The organism is Mesorhizobium sp. WSM3626 (genome assembly GCF_000513935.1).
Classification (GTDB): Bacteria; Pseudomonadota; Alphaproteobacteria; order Rhizobiales; family Rhizobiaceae; genus Mesorhizobium; species Mesorhizobium salmacidum.
This window is the reverse complement of sequence record NZ_AZUY01000033.1, coordinates 25031-44942: the sequence shown is the minus strand read 5'-3', so window position 1 is coordinate 44942 and position 19912 is coordinate 25031. Positions and strand designations below refer to the sequence as shown.

Annotated in this window: 16 protein-coding genes; 9 read left to right on the top strand and 7 right to left on the bottom strand. The window is 63.4% G+C overall.

Annotated elements, in window-relative coordinates:
* Window positions 1-85 precede the first annotated feature (85 nt).
* The 3 genes from M653_RS0121190 (at window position 86) to M653_RS0121180 (ending at window position 4311) form a co-directional block, all read left to right on the top strand.
* The gene (locus tag M653_RS0121190) at window positions 86-955 is read left to right on the top strand and encodes a transglutaminase family protein (protein ID WP_027145144.1); all 870 of its coding nucleotides are present in this window, start codon (window positions 86-88) and stop codon (window positions 953-955) included.
* Window positions 956-1318: 363 nt separating this feature from the next.
* Complete coding sequence (locus M653_RS0121185; protein WP_027145143.1) at window positions 1319-2680, top strand: pilus assembly protein; 1362 nt, start codon at window positions 1319-1321, stop codon at window positions 2678-2680.
* Between the two features lie 362 nt (window positions 2681-3042).
* Window positions 3043-4311: a cyclopropane-fatty-acyl-phospholipid synthase family protein gene (locus M653_RS0121180; protein ID WP_027145142.1), complete on the top strand. Its 1269-nt coding sequence runs from the start codon at window positions 3043-3045 to the stop codon at window positions 4309-4311.
* 15 nt (window positions 4312-4326) lie between these two features.
* Here the strand turns inward: M653_RS0121180 and M653_RS0121175 are convergent, their stop codons facing one another.
* Both M653_RS0121175 and acs read right to left on the bottom strand, forming a co-directional pair.
* Window positions 4327-5073 carry an MOSC domain-containing protein gene (locus tag M653_RS0121175; RefSeq protein ID WP_027145141.1) on the bottom strand — a complete coding sequence of 249 codons (747 nt, stop codon included), beginning with the start codon at window positions 5071-5073 and terminating at the stop codon, window positions 4327-4329.
* The gene (gene acs, locus M653_RS0121170) at window positions 5073-7028 is read right to left on the bottom strand and encodes an acetate--CoA ligase (RefSeq protein ID WP_027145140.1); all 1956 of its coding nucleotides are present in this window, start codon (window positions 7026-7028) and stop codon (window positions 5073-5075) included. The genes M653_RS0121175 and acs overlap by 1 nt, the downstream gene beginning before the upstream one ends.
* A gap of 306 nt (window positions 7029-7334) precedes the next feature.
* Between acs and M653_RS0121165 the strand changes: the two genes are divergently transcribed.
* The gene (locus M653_RS0121165) at window positions 7335-7607 is read left to right on the top strand and encodes an aspartate-semialdehyde dehydrogenase (protein ID WP_027145139.1); all 273 of its coding nucleotides are present in this window, start codon (window positions 7335-7337) and stop codon (window positions 7605-7607) included.
* Window positions 7608-7842: 235 nt separating this feature from the next.
* Here M653_RS0121165 and M653_RS0121160 read toward each other — a convergent pair whose 3' ends face one another.
* Window positions 7843-8877: an aldo/keto reductase gene (locus M653_RS0121160; protein WP_027145138.1), complete on the bottom strand. Its 1035-nt coding sequence runs from the start codon at window positions 8875-8877 to the stop codon at window positions 7843-7845.
* Window positions 8878-8932: 55 nt separating this feature from the next.
* The gene (locus M653_RS0121155; protein WP_027145137.1) at window positions 8933-10114 is read right to left on the bottom strand and encodes an MFS transporter; all 1182 of its coding nucleotides are present in this window, start codon (window positions 10112-10114) and stop codon (window positions 8933-8935) included.
* A gap of 122 nt (window positions 10115-10236) precedes the next feature.
* On the opposite strand from M653_RS0121155, the gene M653_RS0121150 reads away from it, so the two are divergent.
* The gene (locus M653_RS0121150) at window positions 10237-11142 is read left to right on the top strand and encodes a LysR family transcriptional regulator (RefSeq protein ID WP_027145136.1); all 906 of its coding nucleotides are present in this window, start codon (window positions 10237-10239) and stop codon (window positions 11140-11142) included.
* A gap of 59 nt (window positions 11143-11201) precedes the next feature.
* Here the strand turns inward: M653_RS0121150 and M653_RS0121145 are convergent, their stop codons facing one another.
* On the bottom strand, window positions 11202-12251 hold the full coding sequence (locus M653_RS0121145) for an aldo/keto reductase (protein ID WP_027145135.1): 1050 nt from the start codon (window positions 12249-12251) through the stop codon (window positions 11202-11204).
* 100 nt (window positions 12252-12351) lie between these two features.
* Window positions 12352-13014, bottom strand: coding sequence for a YggS family pyridoxal phosphate-dependent enzyme (locus tag M653_RS0121140; RefSeq protein ID WP_027145134.1), 663 nt, complete (start codon window positions 13012-13014; stop codon window positions 12352-12354).
* 153 nt (window positions 13015-13167) lie between these two features.
* On the opposite strand from M653_RS0121140, the gene leuS reads away from it, so the two are divergent.
* The 4 genes from leuS (at window position 13168) to M653_RS0121120 (ending at window position 19157) form a co-directional block, all read left to right on the top strand.
* Window positions 13168-15792, top strand: a complete 2625-nt coding sequence (gene leuS, locus M653_RS0121135; protein ID WP_027145133.1) for a leucine--tRNA ligase — start codon at window positions 13168-13170, stop codon at window positions 15790-15792.
* Window positions 15779-16357, top strand: a complete 579-nt coding sequence (gene lptE, locus M653_RS0121130) for an LPS assembly lipoprotein LptE (RefSeq protein ID WP_027145132.1) — start codon at window positions 15779-15781, stop codon at window positions 16355-16357. Before leuS ends, lptE begins: the two co-directional genes overlap by 14 nt.
* A gap of 58 nt (window positions 16358-16415) precedes the next feature.
* Window positions 16416-16547 carry a hypothetical protein gene (locus M653_RS1000000138120; protein ID WP_280940112.1) on the top strand — a complete coding sequence of 44 codons (132 nt, stop codon included), beginning with the start codon at window positions 16416-16418 and terminating at the stop codon, window positions 16545-16547.
* Between the two features lie 63 nt (window positions 16548-16610).
* Window positions 16611-19157 carry a DNA translocase FtsK gene (locus M653_RS0121120; RefSeq protein ID WP_027145131.1) on the top strand — a complete coding sequence of 849 codons (2547 nt, stop codon included), beginning with the start codon at window positions 16611-16613 and terminating at the stop codon, window positions 19155-19157.
* A gap of 79 nt (window positions 19158-19236) precedes the next feature.
* On the opposite strand, the gene fsa is transcribed toward M653_RS0121120, so the two are convergent.
* Complete coding sequence (fsa, locus tag M653_RS0121115; protein ID WP_027145130.1) at window positions 19237-19893, bottom strand: fructose-6-phosphate aldolase; 657 nt, start codon at window positions 19891-19893, stop codon at window positions 19237-19239.
* Between the last annotated feature and the right edge of the window lie 19 nt (window positions 19894-19912).

The window sequence follows — 19912 nt, the reverse complement described above, 5'->3', positions numbered from 1 at the left end:
TTGGGTCGCGATCCAGGGAACCACCGTCACCTTGCAACGTTTGAAACCGTACAATTCCCATCACGCGAACCAGGGGACGACGCCCATGCTGATACGCCTCGGCTACGAGATCGCGATTGAATGCGCCGAGGCAACCCCGGTGATTTCTCTGCTCGAAATCCACAAGGACAGGCGGGCCGACATCAAGCGGCAGACGCGTGTGCTCATCTCGCCATCGGTGCCGACCAGGCTCTATCACGACCTGCATGGCAATGCCTGCCGCCGTTTTACCGCGCCTGCCGGCGGCTTTCGCATCCTCTACGACGCGGTTGTTGAGGACAGTGGCGAGACGGACGAGGTCAACACGCTGGCCCGGGAAATGCCGGTCGCCGAGTTACCCGACGAGGTACTCTTCTATCTCCTGGGCAGCCGCTATTGCGAGACAGATCATCTGAGCAATCTCGCCTGGCAGCTTTTCGGCCATCTTCCGTCCGGTTGGGCGCGGGTGCAGGCGATTGTCGACTATGTCCACAACCGCCTGTCCTTCGGCTATGGCTATGCGCGTTCGACCCGCACCGCCGCGCAGGCGCACGAGGAACGCGTCGGAGTGTGCCGCGACTTCGCCCATCTGGCGATTACGCTTTGCCGTTGCATGAACATTCCGGCGCGCTACGTGAACGGCTATCTCGGCGACATCGGCGTGCCGGCCGATCCGGCGCCGATGGATTTCTCGGCCTGGATGGAAGCGTTCCTCGACGGCAAGTGGTACACGTTCGATCCGCGCCACAACCAGCCCAGGATCGGTCGCGTCGTCATCGCGCGCGGCCGCGACGCCACCGACGTTCCCTTGCTGCACAGTTTCGGCCCGCACCGGCTCACCTTGTTCAAGGTATGGACCTACGAACAGGAAGGCAGGCTGTTCAATCCACCCCACCACGGTATCGACAGGACAGTCAGCGCGCAGGTGCTGGCCTAGCTATATTGATATTCAGGTGAGGCCGGCCTGACCTGAATATCAACACGCTGGGTAGTTTGTGCCTCGACATGCCTCGCAGCCCTGGGACAGTTGGTCCGCTTCGGCACAGAAGGCCTGTGCCGCAACAGGACGCCGCCACGCTTCGGCGATTGCCTCGTCTCGACATGGTAAGCGCCTGGTAAACGCGGCGACGATCGTGGTTTTTCGTTTACCAGTCATTCACCTTCACGAAGGTCGAAAGCAAACAAAAACAACGGTTTGATGTCTGACCGAAAGTGTTGCGGCCAGAGGTGGCGTCATCCGGCTGGAATCCTGCATTGCCCTGTCCGCGGCGACGAGGCCGAGGTAAGCGGAGGCGGTTGGATGCGGAATTACGGGGGTCTTGTTCACGCGGTCGGCGGGTTCGCCAGAGATCGCGGTGGAAATTTCGCGGTCCTGTTCGGCTTTGCTGCCTCGGTCTTGGCGCTGGTCGCGGGCTTCTCGGTCAATGTCACCCAGCTCTACAATGCCAAATCGAGCCTGCAGGGCGTCATCGACGCGGCGGTGACATCGACCGCACGTGACCTGACCACCGGCGCCATCAAGGAGGCCGACGCAAACAAATCCGTGCAGGCCTTTCTCGACGCCAACGCTACCGCCGGAATTCTGCAGGCCGGTCAAGTCATTCTTGACCGGCTGATCGTCGACAAGATTGCAAAAACGGTCCAGGTGGACGCCCACGTCGATGTTGCCCTGTTCTTCCCGATTTTCGGCACGGACGATGCGAGGCGGGTCACTGCTTCGACAACATCGCTCTATTCGGACAAGACCATCGAAGTGGCGATGATGCTCGATGTAACCGGATCGATGGCCGGTCAGAAAATCAAGGACCTGAGAACCGCGGCCGCCAATGCGGTGGACAGCTTCCTGGGCACTCAGGACCCGAACAAGCCGCGCGTTCGCCTCTCCATCGTGCCCTACGCCAATTCGGTCAATACCGGCCAACTTGCGGCCAGCAGCGTCTATGTGGAGGCCAATGCCAGTCAGCGCAAGCAGGCGCCCGGCAATGCGAGCGCTCAACCTGCTTCGGCATCCCCGCGCCCGGACAATTGCGCCACCGAACGCAAGGGGACCGATCAATATTCGGACGCGGGTCCTGGCTCCAGCATGGTCAACCGCGACTATCTGTTGTCGAGCTTTGCCGCCAACACAAACACTGCGGCTTGCCCGGCCGCCGCGCTCGTCCCTTTGACGGCTGACGTCGCCACTCTCAAGAATGTCATCAAGAATCTTGTCGCCTCGGGAGGCACCGCTGGCCACATCGGCGTTCAATGGACCTGGTATATGCTATCGGAAAGCTGGGGCAGCGTGCTCAATGCCTCTCAGCGGCCAGCCAAACTCGATCCCAAGAAAGTTGGCAAGTACGCGATCCTTATGACAGACGGCGAATTCAACCTGTCCTATTTCGACGCGACCAGCGTTGGCGGAGTCTATAACGATGCCGGCAAGGAAACGACCCGCACGGCCGCGACAAAACTCTGCGCCGCCATGCGCGACAAAGGCATAGAGATCTTCACGATCGGCTTCAAACTCGATGAGACGAATGCCGCTTCGACGCTCCAGAATTGTGCCAGCCCCGATACCGGTTCGGTCAAGCACTTCTACCAGGCCGCCGACGGCGCCGAATTGGATTCGGCCTTTCAGACAATCGCCCGCAACATCGAAACCCTTGCTTTGACGAAGTAGGACCCATCCCAAACGGAAAAGGCCGCCGCTTCTTTCGAAGCCGGCGGCCTTCCGTGTTTCCGTCCATGGCGCGGCTCAATGGCGGTGACGTTCACGTCACCCGCCGCGCATCTCGCGCCTTAACGGGAAGACTGCTTCCCGAAAGTGCAATCCGCTGAGGCCACGTTCTGGAAAACGAAATCACTCGACATCGGATCACCTCCTTTCGATTTGTTGAACACACCCTCATGATGGGGTGCGTTGCAGCAAATGACAAGTGCCATGCTGAAAAAGGCATCCTTGCCGGAAGATGGCGCCGCATGCTTGGGCTTGCGATCCAGGTCCCGAACGGACAAGATTGAGCCATCGACCGGGGGAAGGGTATGGACGCCACCGAAAGAGCTGCGCGCATCGTTCGAACGGTAGTCGAGGCGGTGAAGCCTGCCTTCGCGGTCAGGCTGTGGACCGGCGAGCGGATCGGCCCAGCCACCGGCCCCGTGCTGGTCATCAACGACCACGACATTGTCTGGCAGATCGTTCGCCGACCGTCCCTGTCGACCCTTATCGAGATGTGGATTTCCAAGGCAGTCGACATCGAGGATGGATCGCTGTTCGATTTCTACGCCCTGCCTTCGACGGGCAAGCTGCGGTCGAAGCTGAAGACATTGCCGAAACGGGCGCTTCTGCGTGACTTGCCGGCGGTACTGTTTTCGAGAAAGCAGATGGCGTCGCGGGTTGATCTCGCTGGTCGCAACCCGTTCGTTAGCGGCTCCAGCAAGGAGGCGATCCAGCATCACTATGATATCTCGAATGCCTTCTACGGGCTCTTTCTCGACGAGCGCATGGTCTATAGCTGCGGGTATTTCCAGGATTTCGCAAACGGCATCGACGAGGCGCAGGTCGACAAGCTCGACCATATCTGCCGCAAGCTTCGGCTGAAACCGGGTGAAAGATTGCTCGACATCGGCTGCGGCTGGGGCGCGATGCTGATACACGCCGCGAAAAATTATGGTGTCGTCGGACACGGCGTCTCGCTGTCGCAGGCCCAGACCTCGCTAGCCCGCGAGCGCATTCGCGCCGAGGGTCTGGAGGACAAGATCACCATCGAGATAAAGTCCTACGCAGAGCTCACCGGCACCTTCGACAAGATATCGTCCATCGGTATGTTCGAGCATCTGGGCCTGGCAAACCATGCGGCCTACTTCTCCGCTGTCCACCGGCTGCTGAAACCGGGCGGCATCTATCTGCATCACGCCATCACAAGGCGCAGCAAGGGCGACATCAAGAAGACCCTGCGCAAGGGGCCGGAATACAAGGCGCTGATCAAATACATCTTCCCGGGTGGCGAACTCGACACGATCGGCATGACGCTAGGCAATCTCGAAGCGCACGGCTTCCTCGTCTACGATGTCGAGAATTTGCGCGAGCACTATGCCCGCACCTGCAGGCTGTGGGCCGAGCGTCTGCAGGCGCGGTTCGGCGAGGCAATCGCCGAGGTCGGCGAAGCCAAGGCGCGGCTGTGGCTGCTTTACCTGAGCGGCTGCTCCATTACGTTCGAACGCGCCTCGGCGCAGATATTCCAGACCGTCGCCACCAAACGCGCGCGAGGCCCGAGCGGCCTGCCACCGACGCGGGCGGATCTTTATCGGTAGGCTTGGGTCGGCAGGTCAGACAAACCGCGTCGGCGCACCGATCTCGACACGGCCAGGCTGGTCGACGGTGCAATAGACGCCGAGATTGTGGGCGTTGTGGCGGACCAGATTGCGCAGGATTCCCGGATCATTGTCGAAACCGTCCTGGGCGATGATGGTGAAGCCGCAGCGGCGGCATGGCTCGGAGATGGTCAAGACGAGGTCGCCGATGGCGAGCTTGCGGCCGATCCATTCCGTTTCGGGAAAGGAGCCCTCGACCGGAGCCATGTCGACGACGATGTTGGGGCGGAAGCGGCGCGGATCGGCGGCCCCTTCCGGATGCAGTGCCTTCAGCCGCGCCAGGGATGCCGTGGTCAGGAGATGGATCGGCGCCTTGCGATAGCGTTCCGCGGTCAGCGGACCGGCATAGCTTGCCGCATTCTCCCTGCGGAACGGCCGGATCGAGGCGCCGAAGCCGAGATAGGCCGACACGGCGCGGTCGCATTCGGCGCTGGGTGCGGCTAGCCAGTCGCCATCGGGGATGGCGATTTCCAATTCGCCGCCGCGGCTCAGCCGGGTGCGGATGCGCGGCACCTTGTGCCATTTGGCGTCACGGTCGGGCCGGGCGATCTCGTTGTCCGAGATGTCGACGAGGCCGAACATACGGTCGCCCTCGATGCTGTCGGTGCCGACCAGGATGGCGTCCTGGCGCTCGCCGGCGAGCGAACTCGCCGGATAGCGCCACAACTGGGTGACGGTGCCCAATGCCGCGTCTTCCCGCATCAGCCCTTCTTGTTCTGCCGGTTGGCGATGAGATCGTCGACCACGGCCGGATCGGCAAGCGTCGAGGTGTCGCCGAGTGCGGAAAAATCGTCCTCGGCGATCTTGCGCAGGATGCGGCGCATGATCTTGCCCGAACGCGTCTTGGGCAGGCCGGGCGCGAACTGGATCTTGTCGGGCGTGGCGATGGCGCCGATCTCCTTGCGGACATGGGCGACGAGTTCCTTGCGCAACTCCTCGCTCGGCTGCTCGCCGGCCATCAGCGTGACATAGCAATAGATGCCCTGGCCCTTGATGTCATGGGGATAGCCGACCACGGCGGCCTCGGAAACCTTGTCATGGCTGACCAGAGCCGATTCGACCTCGGCCGTGCCCATGCGGTGGCCGGAGACGTTGATGACGTCGTCGACACGGCCGGTGATCCAGTAGTAGCCGTCCGCATCGCGGCGGCAGCCGTCACCCGTGAAATATTTTCCCTTGTAGGCGGAGAAATAGGTCTGCACGAAACGGTCGTGATCGCCATAGACGGTGCGCATCTGGCCCGGCCAGGAATCGGTGATGCAGAGGTTGCCGTCGGCCGCACCGTCCACCACCTTGCCCTCGCTGTCGACCAGTTGCGGCTGGACGCCGAAGAAAGGCCGTGTCGCCGAGCCTGCCTTGAGGTCGGTAGCGCCCGGCAGCGGCGTAATCAGGATGCCGCCGGTCTCGGTCTGCCACCATGTGTCGACGATCGGCACCTTGCCGTCGCCGACGACGTTGAAATACCACTCCCAGGCTTCCGGGTTGATCGGCTCGCCGACCGAGCCCAGCACGCGCAGCGATTTTCGCGACGTCTTGGTGACATGCGCGTCGCCGGCGCCCATCAGCGCGCGCAGCGCTGTCGGGGCGGTGTAGAAGATGTTGACCTTGTGCTTGTCGATGACTTCCCAGAAGCGCGACTGCGAGGGGTAGTTCGGCACGCCCTCGAACATCAGCGTGGTGGCGCCGTTGGCGAGCGGTCCATAGACGATGTAGCTGTGGCCGGTCACCCAGCCGACATCGGCGGTGCACCAGTAGATGTCGCCGTCATGACAGTCGAAGACGTATTGGTGCGTCATCGACACATAGACGAGATAGCCGGCGGTGGTGTGCAGCACGCCTTTCGGCTTGCCGGTCGAGCCCGACGTGTAGAGGATGAACAGCGGATCCTCGGCCTTCATCTTCTCCGGCTTGCACTCAGGCTTCACCGTCGCGACTTCGTCGTGATACCAGACATCGCGCCCCGGCGCCCAGCCGATCTTGCCGCCCGTGCGGCGCACGACCACGACAGTCTTGACCTTGACATGGTGCTTGGCGGCAACGTCGATCGCCTTGTCGGTGTTCTCCTTCAGAGGAATGGGTTTTCCTCCACGCAGACCCTCGTCGGCAGTGATGACGAAGGTCGATTCGCAGTCGACGATGCGGCCGGCCAAGGCATCCGGCGAAAAGCCGCCGAAGACCACCGAATGGATGGCGCCGATACGCGTGCAGGCCAGCATCGCGTAAGCCGCCTCCGGGATCATCGGCATGTAGATGGTGACACGGTCGCCTTTCTTGACGCCGTGCTTCTTCATCACATTGGCAAGCCGGCAGACATGCTCGTAGAGCTGGTTGTAGGTGACCTTCCTGTCGTCGTAGGGGTTGTCGCCTTCCCAGATGATGGCGGTCTGGTCGCCGCGCTTCTTCAGGTGGCGGTCGATGCAATTATACGAGACGTTGGTCTGGCCATCCTCGAACCACTTGATCGAGACCTTGCCGTCGAAGGAGGTGTTCTTGACCTTGGAGAAGGGCTTGAACCAGTCGATCCGCTTGCCGTGCTTGCCCCAGAACTTGTCCGGGTTCTTCACGCTGTCGGCATACCATTTGAGGTAAGTGTCATTGTCGATCAGCGCGTTCTTCTTCCACGCCGGCTGGACGCGATGGACATGAACCTCGGACATTTCTTGGCTTTCCTCCCGAACCAATCCGCGGGCTTGAAACGCCCGCGGGATCGCGGCCACGTAGCCGCGAATTCGGCGGCATTATTACCAGTTCCGCCGCGACGGCAACATTAGACGTTGGATTCGCGTGGCGGGATGCCGCAGGGGCGCTTTCCGAGGCTGTCAGCACTCGGCGCGGTTCGCTGCTAACTGCATGTTTTTGTGGGAAAAGTTCGTTCTGCGATCAAGAAAAATCAATAGACAGTTAAGTAACGGCGCGCACAATTGGTGCTTGGGAGGACAGGAGAATCAACCTTGGGGACCGCAATGCGCGACCATCTTGAAATGGACCTGATGCTCAAAGGCTACGGCCTGACCACGGCCAAGATTCTTTATCATTTTCCCGACCACCCGCATCTCCTGCAGAGCTTCGTCTGGCAGGACTACGACATCGCTCCGACATTTCCGGTGCTGATCAGGTTCATCGAATTCTGGAAGGCCAAGCTCCACGGGCCCCTGCATTCGGTCAGCTACACGCACCAGAAGCTGATCGCGCCGAACGAATGGCGCAAGGTGGATGGCGAGTTCGTGCTGCACTGAACGCCGGCAACGCGACGATGGCTGTTGAGGTAGGCACTCTACGGCGCCCCCCTCTGTCCTGCCGGACATCTCCCCCTCAAGTGGGGAGATTGGCTGGTTCGGTGATGCCGCCGCTCTGTCAACGTTCGACATTGGCGAAAGCCATCGCGGCATCCGATCTCCCCCCACGAGGGGGAGATGGCCGGCAGGCCAAAGGGGGGTGCTGTCCCTCGGCCTACCTTGTTAGCGGCCTCAATCAAACCGCCGGCGGGTTCAGCCGGGCAAAGCCTTCCTGACGCCGATAGGGGAAATAGGGGTAGGGTGCGGTGACTTCGCTTGCTGCGTCGAGCTTTTTCATCTGCTCCGGCGTTAGCGTCCAGCCGACGGCGCCGAGGTTCTGGCGCAACTGCTCTTCATTTCGGGCGCCGATGATGATGGAGGAGACGGTCGGGCGTTGCAGCAACCAGTTGATCGCGATCTGCGGAACCGTCTTGCCGATTTCCTCAGCCACGGCGTCGAGCGCATCCATGACCCGATAGAGATGCTCATCCTCGACCGGCGGGCCGAAGCTCGCGGTCTCGTGCAGCCGGCTCTTTTCCGGCAAGGGCTGGCCGCGGCGGATCTTACCGGTTAGGCGGCCCCAGCCGAGCGGGCTCCACACCAGTGCGCCGAGGCCCTGGTCGAGGCCGAGCGGCATCAGCTCCCATTCATAGTCGCGGCCGAGCAGCGAATAGTAGACCTGATGCGCGACATAGCGTGGGTAGCCGTGCTTCTCCGCCAAGCCGAGCGACTTCATCACTTGCCAGCCGGAGAAGTTGGAGACGCCGACATAGCGCAGCTTGCCGGAGCGAACGAGGCCGTCCAGCGTCGACAGAACTTCCTCGATCGGCGTCCCGGCATCGAAGGCGTGCAGCTGCAGCAGGTCGATATAATCGGTGCCGAGGCGCTTCAGCGCGGCGTCGACCGATTTGATCAGCCGCGAGCGCGATGAGCCATAGTCGGCCGGCCCGTCGCCCATCGGCAGTGCGGTCTTGGTCGAGATCAGCACCGCGTCGCGGCGGCCCTTGATCGCTTCGCCGAGCACCTCCTCCGAGGCGCCGTTCGAATAGACGTCGGCGGTGTCGAACAAATTGACGCCGGTCTCGAGGCAGATGTCGATGAGGCGCCGCGCTTCGCTGGCATCGCTGTTGCCCCAGGCACCGAACAGAGGGCCGGAACCGCCGAAAGTTCCGGCGCCGAATGAGAGCGCCGGGACTTTCAGGCCCGATGCGCCGAGACGTCGATAGTCCATTTTCTTGCTCCTGGTGGTTTGTGAAGAGGTGAGGCGATTCGGGTGTCGGCTGATGTCACGACCGGACGGTGGCAGGCGCGCCTGATGTGGTGCCACGATCGAGGCGAAGCGCCAGTCCGGCCACGGCGAGTGCCGCCAGCGGCAGCAGGGCGGCGACCCAGGTGAGCGAACCCAGCCCAAGGCCATGGGCGATGACCGTGCCGCCAAGCCAGGCGCCGGCCGCATTGCCGAGATTGAAGGCGGCGATGTTGAACGATGAGGCCAGGCTTTGGCCGGCGCCTTGCGCCTTCTCCAGCACCCACATCTGCAGCGGCGCCACGGTGGCGAAGGCGGCCGCGCCGAGCAGGCCGACATAGATCACGGCCATGATCTGGCTGTGGATGGCGAAGCTCATCGTGGCAAGCACCAGCGCCAGCACCACGAGGCTGCCGAGCACCGCCGGCACTAGCCAGCGATCGGCGATCTTGCCGCCGGCGAGATTGCCGGCGATGAGGCCACCGCCGAAGACGAGCAGGATCGGCGACACGGCCGCTTCCCTGAAGCCGCTGATCTCGGTGAGCAACGGGGCGATGTAGGTGAAGACGGCGAAGACGCCGGCATAGCCGAGCACCGTCGTGGCGAGGCCGAGCAGGACGGGCGTGCGGCGCAGCACGGCGAGATCGGCGCGCAAATCGCTCTTCTCGAGCGCTGCGTGGCCGCGCGGCACCAGGGCCAGGATGACGGCGAAGGCCGCGAGGCCTACCGCGGTCACCGCCCAGAAAGTCGCGCGCCAGCCGAAGGCCTGGCCGAGCCAGGTGCCGAAGGGCACGCCGAGGACGTTGGCGATGGTGAGCCCAGTGAACATCAGCGCGATCGCCGAAGCCTTTCTGTTGGGCGCGACCAGACCGGTGGCGACCACCGAGCCGACGCCGAAGAAAGTGCCATGGGCAAAGGCGGTGATGATACGGGCACCCATCAGCGTCCAATAATCTGGCGCCAGCGCACAGGCGAGGTTGCCAATCGTGAAGATCGCCATCAGCGCCAGCAGCACGGTTTTGCGCGGCCAGTTGCCTGTAGCGATGGTCAACAGGGGTGCGCCGATGACAACACCGAGCGCGTAACCCGAGATCAATTGGCCAGCGGCCGAGATCGACACACCAAGATCCTTACTGACATCTATGAGCAGGCCCATGATGACGAATTCGGTGACACCGATGCCAAAGGCACCGGCAGCGAGGGCATAGAGAGCAAGAGGCATGGCGGTCGGTCCCATCTGTCAGCAAAGGACGCCCAGTCCGCGCCCCGGCCCGGAAGATCGTGATCCGCCATGTTGTGAACCAGACTTGCCCAAGGCATATTTCCTGTGAAATAGATTCACAGGTGGCCAGGCCCGATATCAACCGCTCCGGCGAGATCGAAGTCTTCGTACGCGTCGTCGAAGCGGGGAGCTTCTCGGCCGCGGCGCGGCGGCTGCGCATGACACCGTCGGCGGTGAGCAAGCTGATCGCGCGGCTCGAAACACGGCTTGGCGCGCGGCTTGTCAGCCGCTCGACGCGCAAGCTCCAGCTCACGCCGGAAGGGACGGCCTTCTACGACAGCGGCGTGCGCGTCCTGGCTGACCTCGATGCCGCCGAGCGGGAAGCGGCGGCGGGTGCGGCGCCGCGCGGGCGGCTGAGGGTCAATGCCTATGTGCCGTTTGGCCAACACCGGCTAATGGCACTGCTGCCGCGCTTTCTGGAACGGTATCCGGAGATTTTCGTCGAGGCTGTGCTGACCGACAGCGTGATCAACCTGTTGGAAGAGCGCGCCGATGTCGCGATCCGCGCCGGGCCGCTTCGCGAGTCACGACTGGTGGCGCGGAAGCTCGGCCAGAGCCGGATGGTGGTGGTTGCCGCGCCTGCCTATATCGAAGCGCGCGGCACGCCGCTGACGCCCGGCGATCTCGGTCGTCACAACATGCTTGCCTTCGGTTTCGTCCGATACATCGACGGCTGGCCGTTCATCGACGCGGCCGGCGCACCGGTCATGGTCCCGATCGCAGGCACTGCCACGGTGAGCGACGGTGAGGCGATGCGGCTGTCTACCCTATCAGGGGCGGGCATTGCGCGGCTGGCGCGCTGGCATGTCGAGCCCGACATTGCCGCCGGCCGGCTGGTGCCGCTGCTGGAAGACTTCAACCCCGGCGACGAAGAGCCGACGCATGCCGTCTATGTCGGCCAGGGCAAACACCTGCCTGCACGTGTGCGGGCCTTTCTCGACTTTCTCGCAGAGACCGTCCGGCTGTAGTCGAAGCCGCGCGTCCATGGACACGCGGCGTCGAAAAGGCTGGCTTGCCAGCGGTAGGGCTATGCCTTCGGGACGAAAGGCGCCGGACGACGGCCGGCGCCTTGGCGTTCGACCATCCAGCCGGGATACTCGGCCGGCAAGGCGCTCACTTCGTCCAGCCTGGCGAGATCGTCGGCATCGAGCTTGAGGCTGGTGGCGGCGAGGTTCTGCTCGAGCTGGCCCATGCGGCTGGCGCCGATGATCACACTCATGACGAAAGGCTTGGCCAGGACATAGCCGAGCGCCACGGTGGCGACGCTGACATCATGTTTTTTGGCGACCTCGCGCATGACGGCGACCGCTGCCCAGGCGCGGTCCTCGTTGACCGGCGGGAAGTTGAAGGACGCACGGCGGCCCTCGCCGTTGCCCGGCGCGCCGGGGCCGTATTTGCCGGACAGCAGCCCGCCGGCCATCGGCGACCACACCATCAGGCCGAGCTTCTCCTCGTTGATCAGCGGCACGATCTCGCGCTCGAGGTCGCGGCCGGCGATCGAATAATAGGACTGGATGGTCTCGAAGCGGGCAAAGCCCTTGCGGTCGGCGATGCCGAGCGCCTTGGCGATGCGCCAGGCCTGCCAGTTGGACACGCCGACATAGCGGACCTTGCCGCTAGAGACGAGATCATCGAGTGCCCGCAGCGTCTCGTCGATCGGCGTCACCGCGTCGGTGCCGTGCAACTGATAGAGATCGATGTGGTCGAGTTGCAGCCGTTCGAGGCTGGTATCGACCGAATCCATGATGTGGCCGCGCGAGGAGCCGCGCTGGTTCGGCCCGTCGCCCATGGCGGCATGGACCTTGGTGGCGATGACCACGTTCGACCTGGCAACACCGAGATCCCTAAGCGACTGGCCGAGAAGGCGTTCGGACTCGCCGACGGAATAGACGTCGGCCGTGTCGAAGAAGTTGACGCCGGCGGCGATCGAGCGGCCGACGATTTCGTTGACGCCCTTCTGGTCGAGGCTGGCGATCAGGCCCCATTGGGCGTTCTGGCCGGCGGCGCCGAAGGTCATGGTGCCGAGGCAAAGTTCGGAGACGAAAAGCCCGGTATTTCCAAGCTGATTATAACGCATGGTGATGCTCCAAGAGGATGTGATGACATCGGGACAAATAGGAACGGTACGTTTCGTTTCAAGCGCTGGGGCAATGAACTAGCCGGGCTGGCCTAAGCGACTACCGGTTGCCGAAGATCGCCGAACCCACGCGGACGCTGGTGGCACCGAAGGCGATCGCGGTCTCGTAGTCGCCGGACATGCCCATCGACAGTTTGGCGACGCCGGCCTCTCTCGCCATTTTTTCCAGCAGTGCGAAATGCGGGCCGGGATTCTCGTCCGCCGGCGGAATACACATAAGGCCTTCGATGGCGAGGCCATGAACTTCCCGGCAGCGCTTGACGAAGGCGACCGCCTCGCGCGGTTCGATGCCGGCTTTCTGCGGTTCGGAACCGGTATTCACCTGGACATAGAGCTTTGGCGCACGGCCTTGCCTGGCAACTTCCTTGGCGAGCTCGGCGGCGATCTTGTCGCGGTCTATGGTCTCGATGACGTCGAACAGCGCCACCGCCTCCTTGGCCTTGTTCGACTGCAGCGGGCCGATCAGGTGCAGTTCGATATCGGGGAAAGCCTTCTTCAGCGCTGGCCATTTGCCTTGTGCTTCCTGGACGCGATTCTCGCCGAAGACGCGTTGGCCGGCCTCGATCACCGGCTGGATATCGACGGCGTCGAAGGTCTTGGAGACCGCCACCAGCGTCACCGCGCCAGCTTCACGGCCGGCCTCCTGCTCGGCGGCGGCGATCCTTGCCTTGACCGCGAAAAACTGCTGAACGGTGTCGCCCATATGCAAATCCCGCTGTTTTGACTCGCGTTTTTATCAGCCGCGACGCCCATATGGTTGACGGGTTTGGCAAACCATGGTGAACACCCGGACCACATTTCGTGAACTGCCGGGCTCTTGCCCGCAGTTCGCATGCTTTTAAGTGAAAAACATCCCATGGCAACCGAACGATACAATCCGCGCGCGTCAGAACCCAAATGGCAGAAGGTCTGGGCCGAAAAGAAGCTTTTCGAAGCGCACAATGACGATCCGCGCCCGAAATACTACGTGCTGGAGATGTTCCCCTATCCGTCGGGGCGCATCCATATCGGCCATACCCGCAATTATACGATGGGCGACGTGGTGGCGCGCTACAAGCGGGCCAAGGGCTTCAACGTGCTGCATCCGATGGGCTGGGACGCCTTCGGCATGCCGGCCGAGAACGCGGCCATGCAGAACAAGGTCCATCCCAAGGAGTGGACCTACCAGAACATCGCCACCATGCGCGAGCAGCTCAAGGTGATGGGCCTGTCGCTGGACTGGGCGCGCGAATTCGCCACCTGCGACGTTGATTATTACCACCGCCAGCAGATGCTGTTCCTCGACTTGGTCGCGAAGGGGCTGGTGACGCGCAAATCTTCCAAAGTCAACTGGGACCCGGAGGACATGACGGTGCTCGCCAACGAGCAGGTCATCGACGGGCGCGGCTGGCGCTCCGGCGCGCTGGTCGAACAGCGCGAGCTGACGCAATGGTTCTTCAAGATCACCGACTTCGCGCAGGACCTGCTGGATTCATTGGACGGCCTCGACGAATGGCCCGAAAAAGTGAAGCTGATGCAGCAGAACTGGATCGGCCGTTCGGAAGGCTTGCTGATCCGCTGGCCGCTGGCCTCGGAAATTGCCGGCGAGCATGAGCTGGAAGTCTACACGACGCGGCCCGACACCATTTTCGGCGCCTCGTTCATGGCGATCGCCGCCGATCACCCGCTGGCCAAGAAGGCCGCGGAGATCAATCCGGCGCTGGCGAAGTTCATCGATGAAGTGCGCCATATGGGCACTTCGGTGGCGGCTCTCGAGACGGCCGAGAAGAAGGGCTTCGACACCGGTATCCGCGTCGTCCATCCCTTCGACGATACTTGGACGCTGCCGGTCTATGTCGCCAATTTCGTGCTGATGGAATACGGCACCGGCGCCATCTTCGGCTGCCCGGCGCATGACCAGCGCGACCTCGACTTCGCCAACAAATACGGCTTGCCAGTGGTGCCGGTGGTGATGCCGGACGGCGAGAAGCCGTCGGCTTTCCAGATCATCGACGAGGCCTATGTCGACGATGGCGCGATGATCAATTCGCGCTTCCTCGACGGCATGAAGCCGGACCGGGCTTTCGACGAGGTCGCGAACCTGCTGGAACAGAAGACGATCGGCAACCGGCCGATGGCCGAGCGCAAGGTGAATTTCCGCCTGCGCGACTGGGGCATTTCGCGCCAGCGCTACTGGGGCTGCCCGATCCCGATGATCCATTGCGAGGATTGCGGCGTGGTGCCGGTGCCGAAGGCCGACCTACCGGTCAAGCTGCCGGACGACGTCGATTTCGACCGGCCGGGCAATCCGCTCGACCGTCACCCGACATGGCGGCATGTGAAGTGCCCGCAATGCGGCAAGGACGCGCGGCGCGAAACCGACACCATGGACACGTTCGTCGATTCCTCCTGGTACTTCGCCCGCTTCACGGCGCCCTGGGCGCATGATCCGACCGATCCCAGGGCAGCGAACGAGTGGCTGGCGGTCGATCAGTATATTGGCGGCATCGAGCATGCGATCCTGCATCTGCTCTATTCGCGCTTCTTCACCCGCGCCATGCGTGAGACCGGCCATGTCGACCTGGCCGAGCCGTTCAAGGGCCTGTTCACGCAAGGCATGGTGGTGCACGAAACCTACCGTGTCGGCTCGGCATCGAATGGCCGCTGGCTGGCGCCGACCGAAGTGCGTCTGGAGGAAGTCGACGGCAAGCGCCGCGCCATTGACATCGCCACGGGCGAGGCGGTCACCATCGGCCCGCTCGAGAAGATGTCGAAGTCGAAAAAGAACACGGTGAGCCCGGAAGACATCACCGATGGCTACGGCGCCGACACGGCGCGCTGGTTCATGCTGTCGGATTCACCGCCCGAACGCGATGTCGAGTGGACCGACGACGGTGCCGCCGGCGCGCATCGCTTCATGCAGCGCATCTGGCGGCTGGTGTCGACGGCGGCCGAGACGCTGGCTGGCATCGCACCCAAGGCGGCCAATGATGGCGAGGCCGGAGCGGTTTCCAAGGCCGCGCACAAGATCCTGAAGGCGGTCGGCGAAGACATCGAGAAGCTCGCCTTCAACCGTGCCATCGCCCGCATCTATGAACTGGCCAACGCGCTGACCACCCCGCTCAACGAGGTGGCGGAAGACAAGGCCGATCCGGCGCTGAAAAACGCCTGCCGCGAGGCCGTCGAGATCATGGTGCACCTGATCGCGCCTGTGATGCCGCACCTTGCCGAAGAGTGCTGGGAGACGCTGGGCGGCAGCGATCTGGTGGCCGAACGGCCGTGGCCGGTCTTCGATCCGGCGCTGGTCGTCGACAATGAAGTCACCTATCCGGTACAGGTCAACGGCAAGAAGCGGGGGGATTTGACAATTGCCCGCGACGCGGACCAAGGTGCGGTCGAAAAAGCGGTCTTGGCTCTCGACTTCGTGCAGAAGGCACTTGAAGGCAAGGCTCCGCGCAAGGTGATCATCGTGCCGCAGAGGATCGTCAATGTCGTTGCCTGATCGGGAAAAGACAGAGCTGAGCCGTTTGCTGCGCCGCATGGCGCTTGCCGGTCTTGTCGGCTCGCTTGCGCTCGTCTCGGCCTGTCAGGTGCGGCCGCTCTATTCGAGCGCGCCGCTGTCGACCGGCTCCACAGCCAATGCCGAGCTGGCGTCGATCGCCGTCAAGCCGGTCCGGACGCGTTATGCCCAGCAGGTGCGCAACAATCTGATCTTCGGGTTCGGGCGCGGCGCCGGCGAACCGGCTTCGGCGCTTTATTCGCTCGATCTCGGCGTGACCGAAGCCGTTGAATCCTCGGCACTCGTCCAGGTTGGAACCGATCAAGACGAGCCGACCGCCGGTTCTGTGACGCTGACCGCCGGCTACACGCTGACCGATGCGAAAACCGGCGCGGTGATCGCGGTCGGCAGGCGGGCGATCACCTCGTCCTTCGACAGGCCGCGTCAGGAATTTGCCTCGTACCGGGCGCAGATCGACGCCGAGAACCGTGCCGCGCGCGAACTGGCCGAGGCCCTGCAACTGTCAATCGCGCAGGATCTGGCCCGACACGGCAAGGCAGCCAGCTAGCGCCACTCTTCGTTCACGAAGACGTCCTCTCGATCCTGATGCCCCCGGCCGTTTCCCGATGGCCAAGGGCCGGCGCTTGCACATGCTCGGCCCGCATATGTGGATGATCCTCGAATACGATCCAGCGCTCGAATCCGTATCGTTCGGCATCGCCGCGAAAGATATTTTTCGCTCGCTCCAACAGCGCTGACGGAAGCAACTGTTAACCACTCGCTCCCTATTGCTCAGCAGACGTCCACAGTGAGTCTTGAGCATGGAAGCCAGGCGTTTTTCTCGGGTCAATTCGTTGCACGCAGCTTCGCCCGATGACCCCGAAAGGGAGCTCTCCGGCGGCCCGCGCGGCAAGGTGGATGTCCGCCAGTCCGGTGCTTCCCATGCGGGCTGTTCCGGGCGGGTAGCCGATCCTGGCGACGACCGCAGACCCTCCGTCGGGCCGAACGGGAAACCCGCGGCGGACAATGCTTTCCCGCAGGGCGACACCGAAAGCCCCGCCTGGCAAGAGTATTTTTTCCTTGCGCCCAATGTGCGTTTTACACGCACGCCGGACTATGAACCCAAGCATCGCCAGCCGCATGACGAGGTTGCCGCGCAGGGCGGTCCGCAGGCGCCCCCGACGCAGCAGGTCGGGCCTGGCGCCGTCATGCATCGCGGACCGTCACCGGCCGCGTCCGCTCAGCCGGCGCGCGGCGGCGAGACGTTGCAAGGTGTTCAGCCGGCGGCTCCGAAGATGCCCGCAACGGCACGAGCGGCCACGCGCCCGGCGCCCGTTGTCGTGAATGGCGCGCCGGTCAGAACAGCCACCGCTGAAAAAGCCCGGCGGCCCTATCTTTCGGATCACGCCTTCTTCGAGGGCTTGGCTCCGCTTCTGGTTGACGTGACGTCGCCGCCCCGCTCAGTCGGCCCGGTTTCGCGTGTACCGGTCGCGGCAGTGCCGGTCGCCGCGGCGCGGGCCGACATCTCCGCGTCCGCCGTGGCCGATGTCACCACCTTGTTCCGTGTCATCGAATGCCTTCCGGGCCAGGCCTCGTCCGCGCTGCCGGACGTCTTTCCGGCCAACTCCAACAAGGCCTTGGTCGAGCCGCCCGTTCCGGCGGGCAGGGCTGTCCGGCAGGGTCGGACGACGGCAGTGGTCGCATCTGCCGCAAGCAGCGCCGCCCCACTTGTGCGGCGCGTGGAGGAAACCGTTGCCACCGCGCGAGGGCCGTCGCTGCCCATGGCTGGCAAGGTTGCGCGGCCGGTGACGGGCGAAAGCTACGAGCTCCCCTCGGAGGAACTGCTGCAGCAGCCGCCGGAAGGGCAGGGCTTCTACATGTCGCAGGAGCGGCTCGAGCAGAATGCCGATCTCCTGGAAAGCGTGCTGGAGGATTTCGGCGTTCGCGGCGAGATCATCCACGTTCGCCCTGGCCCGGTCGTTACCCTCTACGAGTTCGAGCCGGCGCCGGGTGTCAAGTCGTCGCGCGTCATTGGCCTCGCCGACGATATCGCCCGCTCCATGTCGGCGGTCTCGGCGCGCGTCGCCGTCGTGCCCGGCCGCAATGTCATCGGTATCGAGCTGCCGAACGAGACCCGCGAAACCGTCTATTTCCGCGAACTGATCGAATCGCAGGGCTTCCGCAAGACCAGCTGCAAGCTGGCGCTTTGCCTTGGCAAGACGATCGGCGGCGAACCTGTCATTGCCGAGCTGGCGAAAATGCCGCACCTGCTCGTCGCCGGCACCACCGGCTCCGGCAAGTCGGTCGCCATCAACACCATGATCCTGTCGCTGCTCTACCGGCTGAAGCCGGAAGAATGCCGGCTGATCATGGTCGACCCGAAAATGCTTGAGCTCTCCGTCTATGACGGTATCCCGCACCTTCTGACCCCCGTCGTCACGGATCCCAAGAAGGCCGTTACCGCGCTCAAATGGGCGGTGCGCGAGATGGAGGATCGCTATCGCAAGATGGCGCGGCTCGGCGTGCGCAACATCGACGGCTACAATGAGCGCGCCGCCCAAGCCCGCGACAAGGGCGAGACGGTCGTCATGACCGTGCAGGCCGGCTTCGAGAAGGGCACCGGCGAGCCGCTGTTCGAACAGCAGGAAATCGATCTCGCGCCGATGCCCTACATCGTCGTCATCGTCGACGAGATGGCCGACCTCATGATGGTTGCCGGCAAGGAGATCGAAGGCGCCATCCAGCGCCTGGCGCAGATGGCGCGCGCCGCCGGCATCCACCTGATCATGGCAACGCAGCGGCCTTCGGTCGATGTCATCACCGGCACGATCAAGGCCAATTTCCCGACCCGCATCTCCTTTCAGGTCACCTCCAAGATCGACAGCCGCACCATCCTGGGCGAGCAGGGCGCCGAGCAGCTGCTCGGCCAGGGCGACATGCTGCACATGATGGGCGGCGGGCGCATTGCCCGTGTGCACGGCCCCTTTGTTTCCGACGCCGAGGTCGAGCATGTCGTGGCGCATCTGAAGGCGCAGGGCCGTCCCGAATATCTGGAAACCGTGACGGCCGACGAGGATGAAGAGGAAGAGGAGGGCGACCAGGGTCCGGTCTTCGACAAGGGAGCCGTTGCCGCCGAGGATGGCGATTCCAGCTATGACGAGGCGGTCAAGGTGGTGTTGCGCGACAAGAAATGTTCGACGTCCTACATCCAGCGCCGCCTCGGCATCGGCTACAACCGCGCGGCTTCACTGGTCGAACGCATGGAGAAGGAGGGTCTGGTCGGCGCACCCAACCATGTCGGCAAGCGCGAGATCATGGCGGGCAAGCGCCCGTCGCCTATCGCGCCCCCCGACGACGGCACGGACTGACCGGGCGGTCAGCTCTTGATCCGCAGCGCATGAAAAAGGCCGGTTGCCCGGCCTTTCTTCGTATCTGGTGAGGAACCGCTCAGCCGATCTTCTGGCCGGTCTTGGCCCAGTCGGCGAGGAAGGCGGCCAGGCCCTTGTCGGTCAGCGGGTGGTTGACCAGCGCCTTCAGCGTCGCCGGCGGCGCGGTGATGACGTCGGCGCCGATGAGAGCCGCCTGCTTGACGTGGTTCACCGTGCGCACGGAAGCGGTCAGGATCTCGGTCTGGAAATCGTAGTTGTCGTAGATCTGACGGATCTCCTGGATCAGTTCCATGCCGTCCGAGCCGGTGTCGTCGATGCGGCCGACAAAGGGCGAGATGAAGGACGCGCCGGCCTTGGCCGCGAGTAGCGCCTGGGTGGCCGAGAAGCACAGCGTGACGTTGACCATGCGGTTCATCTCGGTGCGGATCGTCTTGCAGGCCTTCAGGCCGTCCAGCGTCAGCGGCACCTTGATGGCAATATTGGGCGCGATCTTGGCCAACACCTCGGCCTCGGCCATCATCTGCTTGAACTCGGTCGCCACGACCTCGGCCGAGACCGGGCCTTCGACGATGTCGCAGATCTGCTTGGTGACCTCGATGATCTTGCCGCCCGATTTCAGGATCAGCGAGGGATTGGTGGTGACGCCATCGAGCAGTCCCAGATCGTTCAGTTCCTTGATCTCTTTGATATCGGCGGTGTCGGCAAAAAATTTCATGGCGGGTCTCCTGACGATT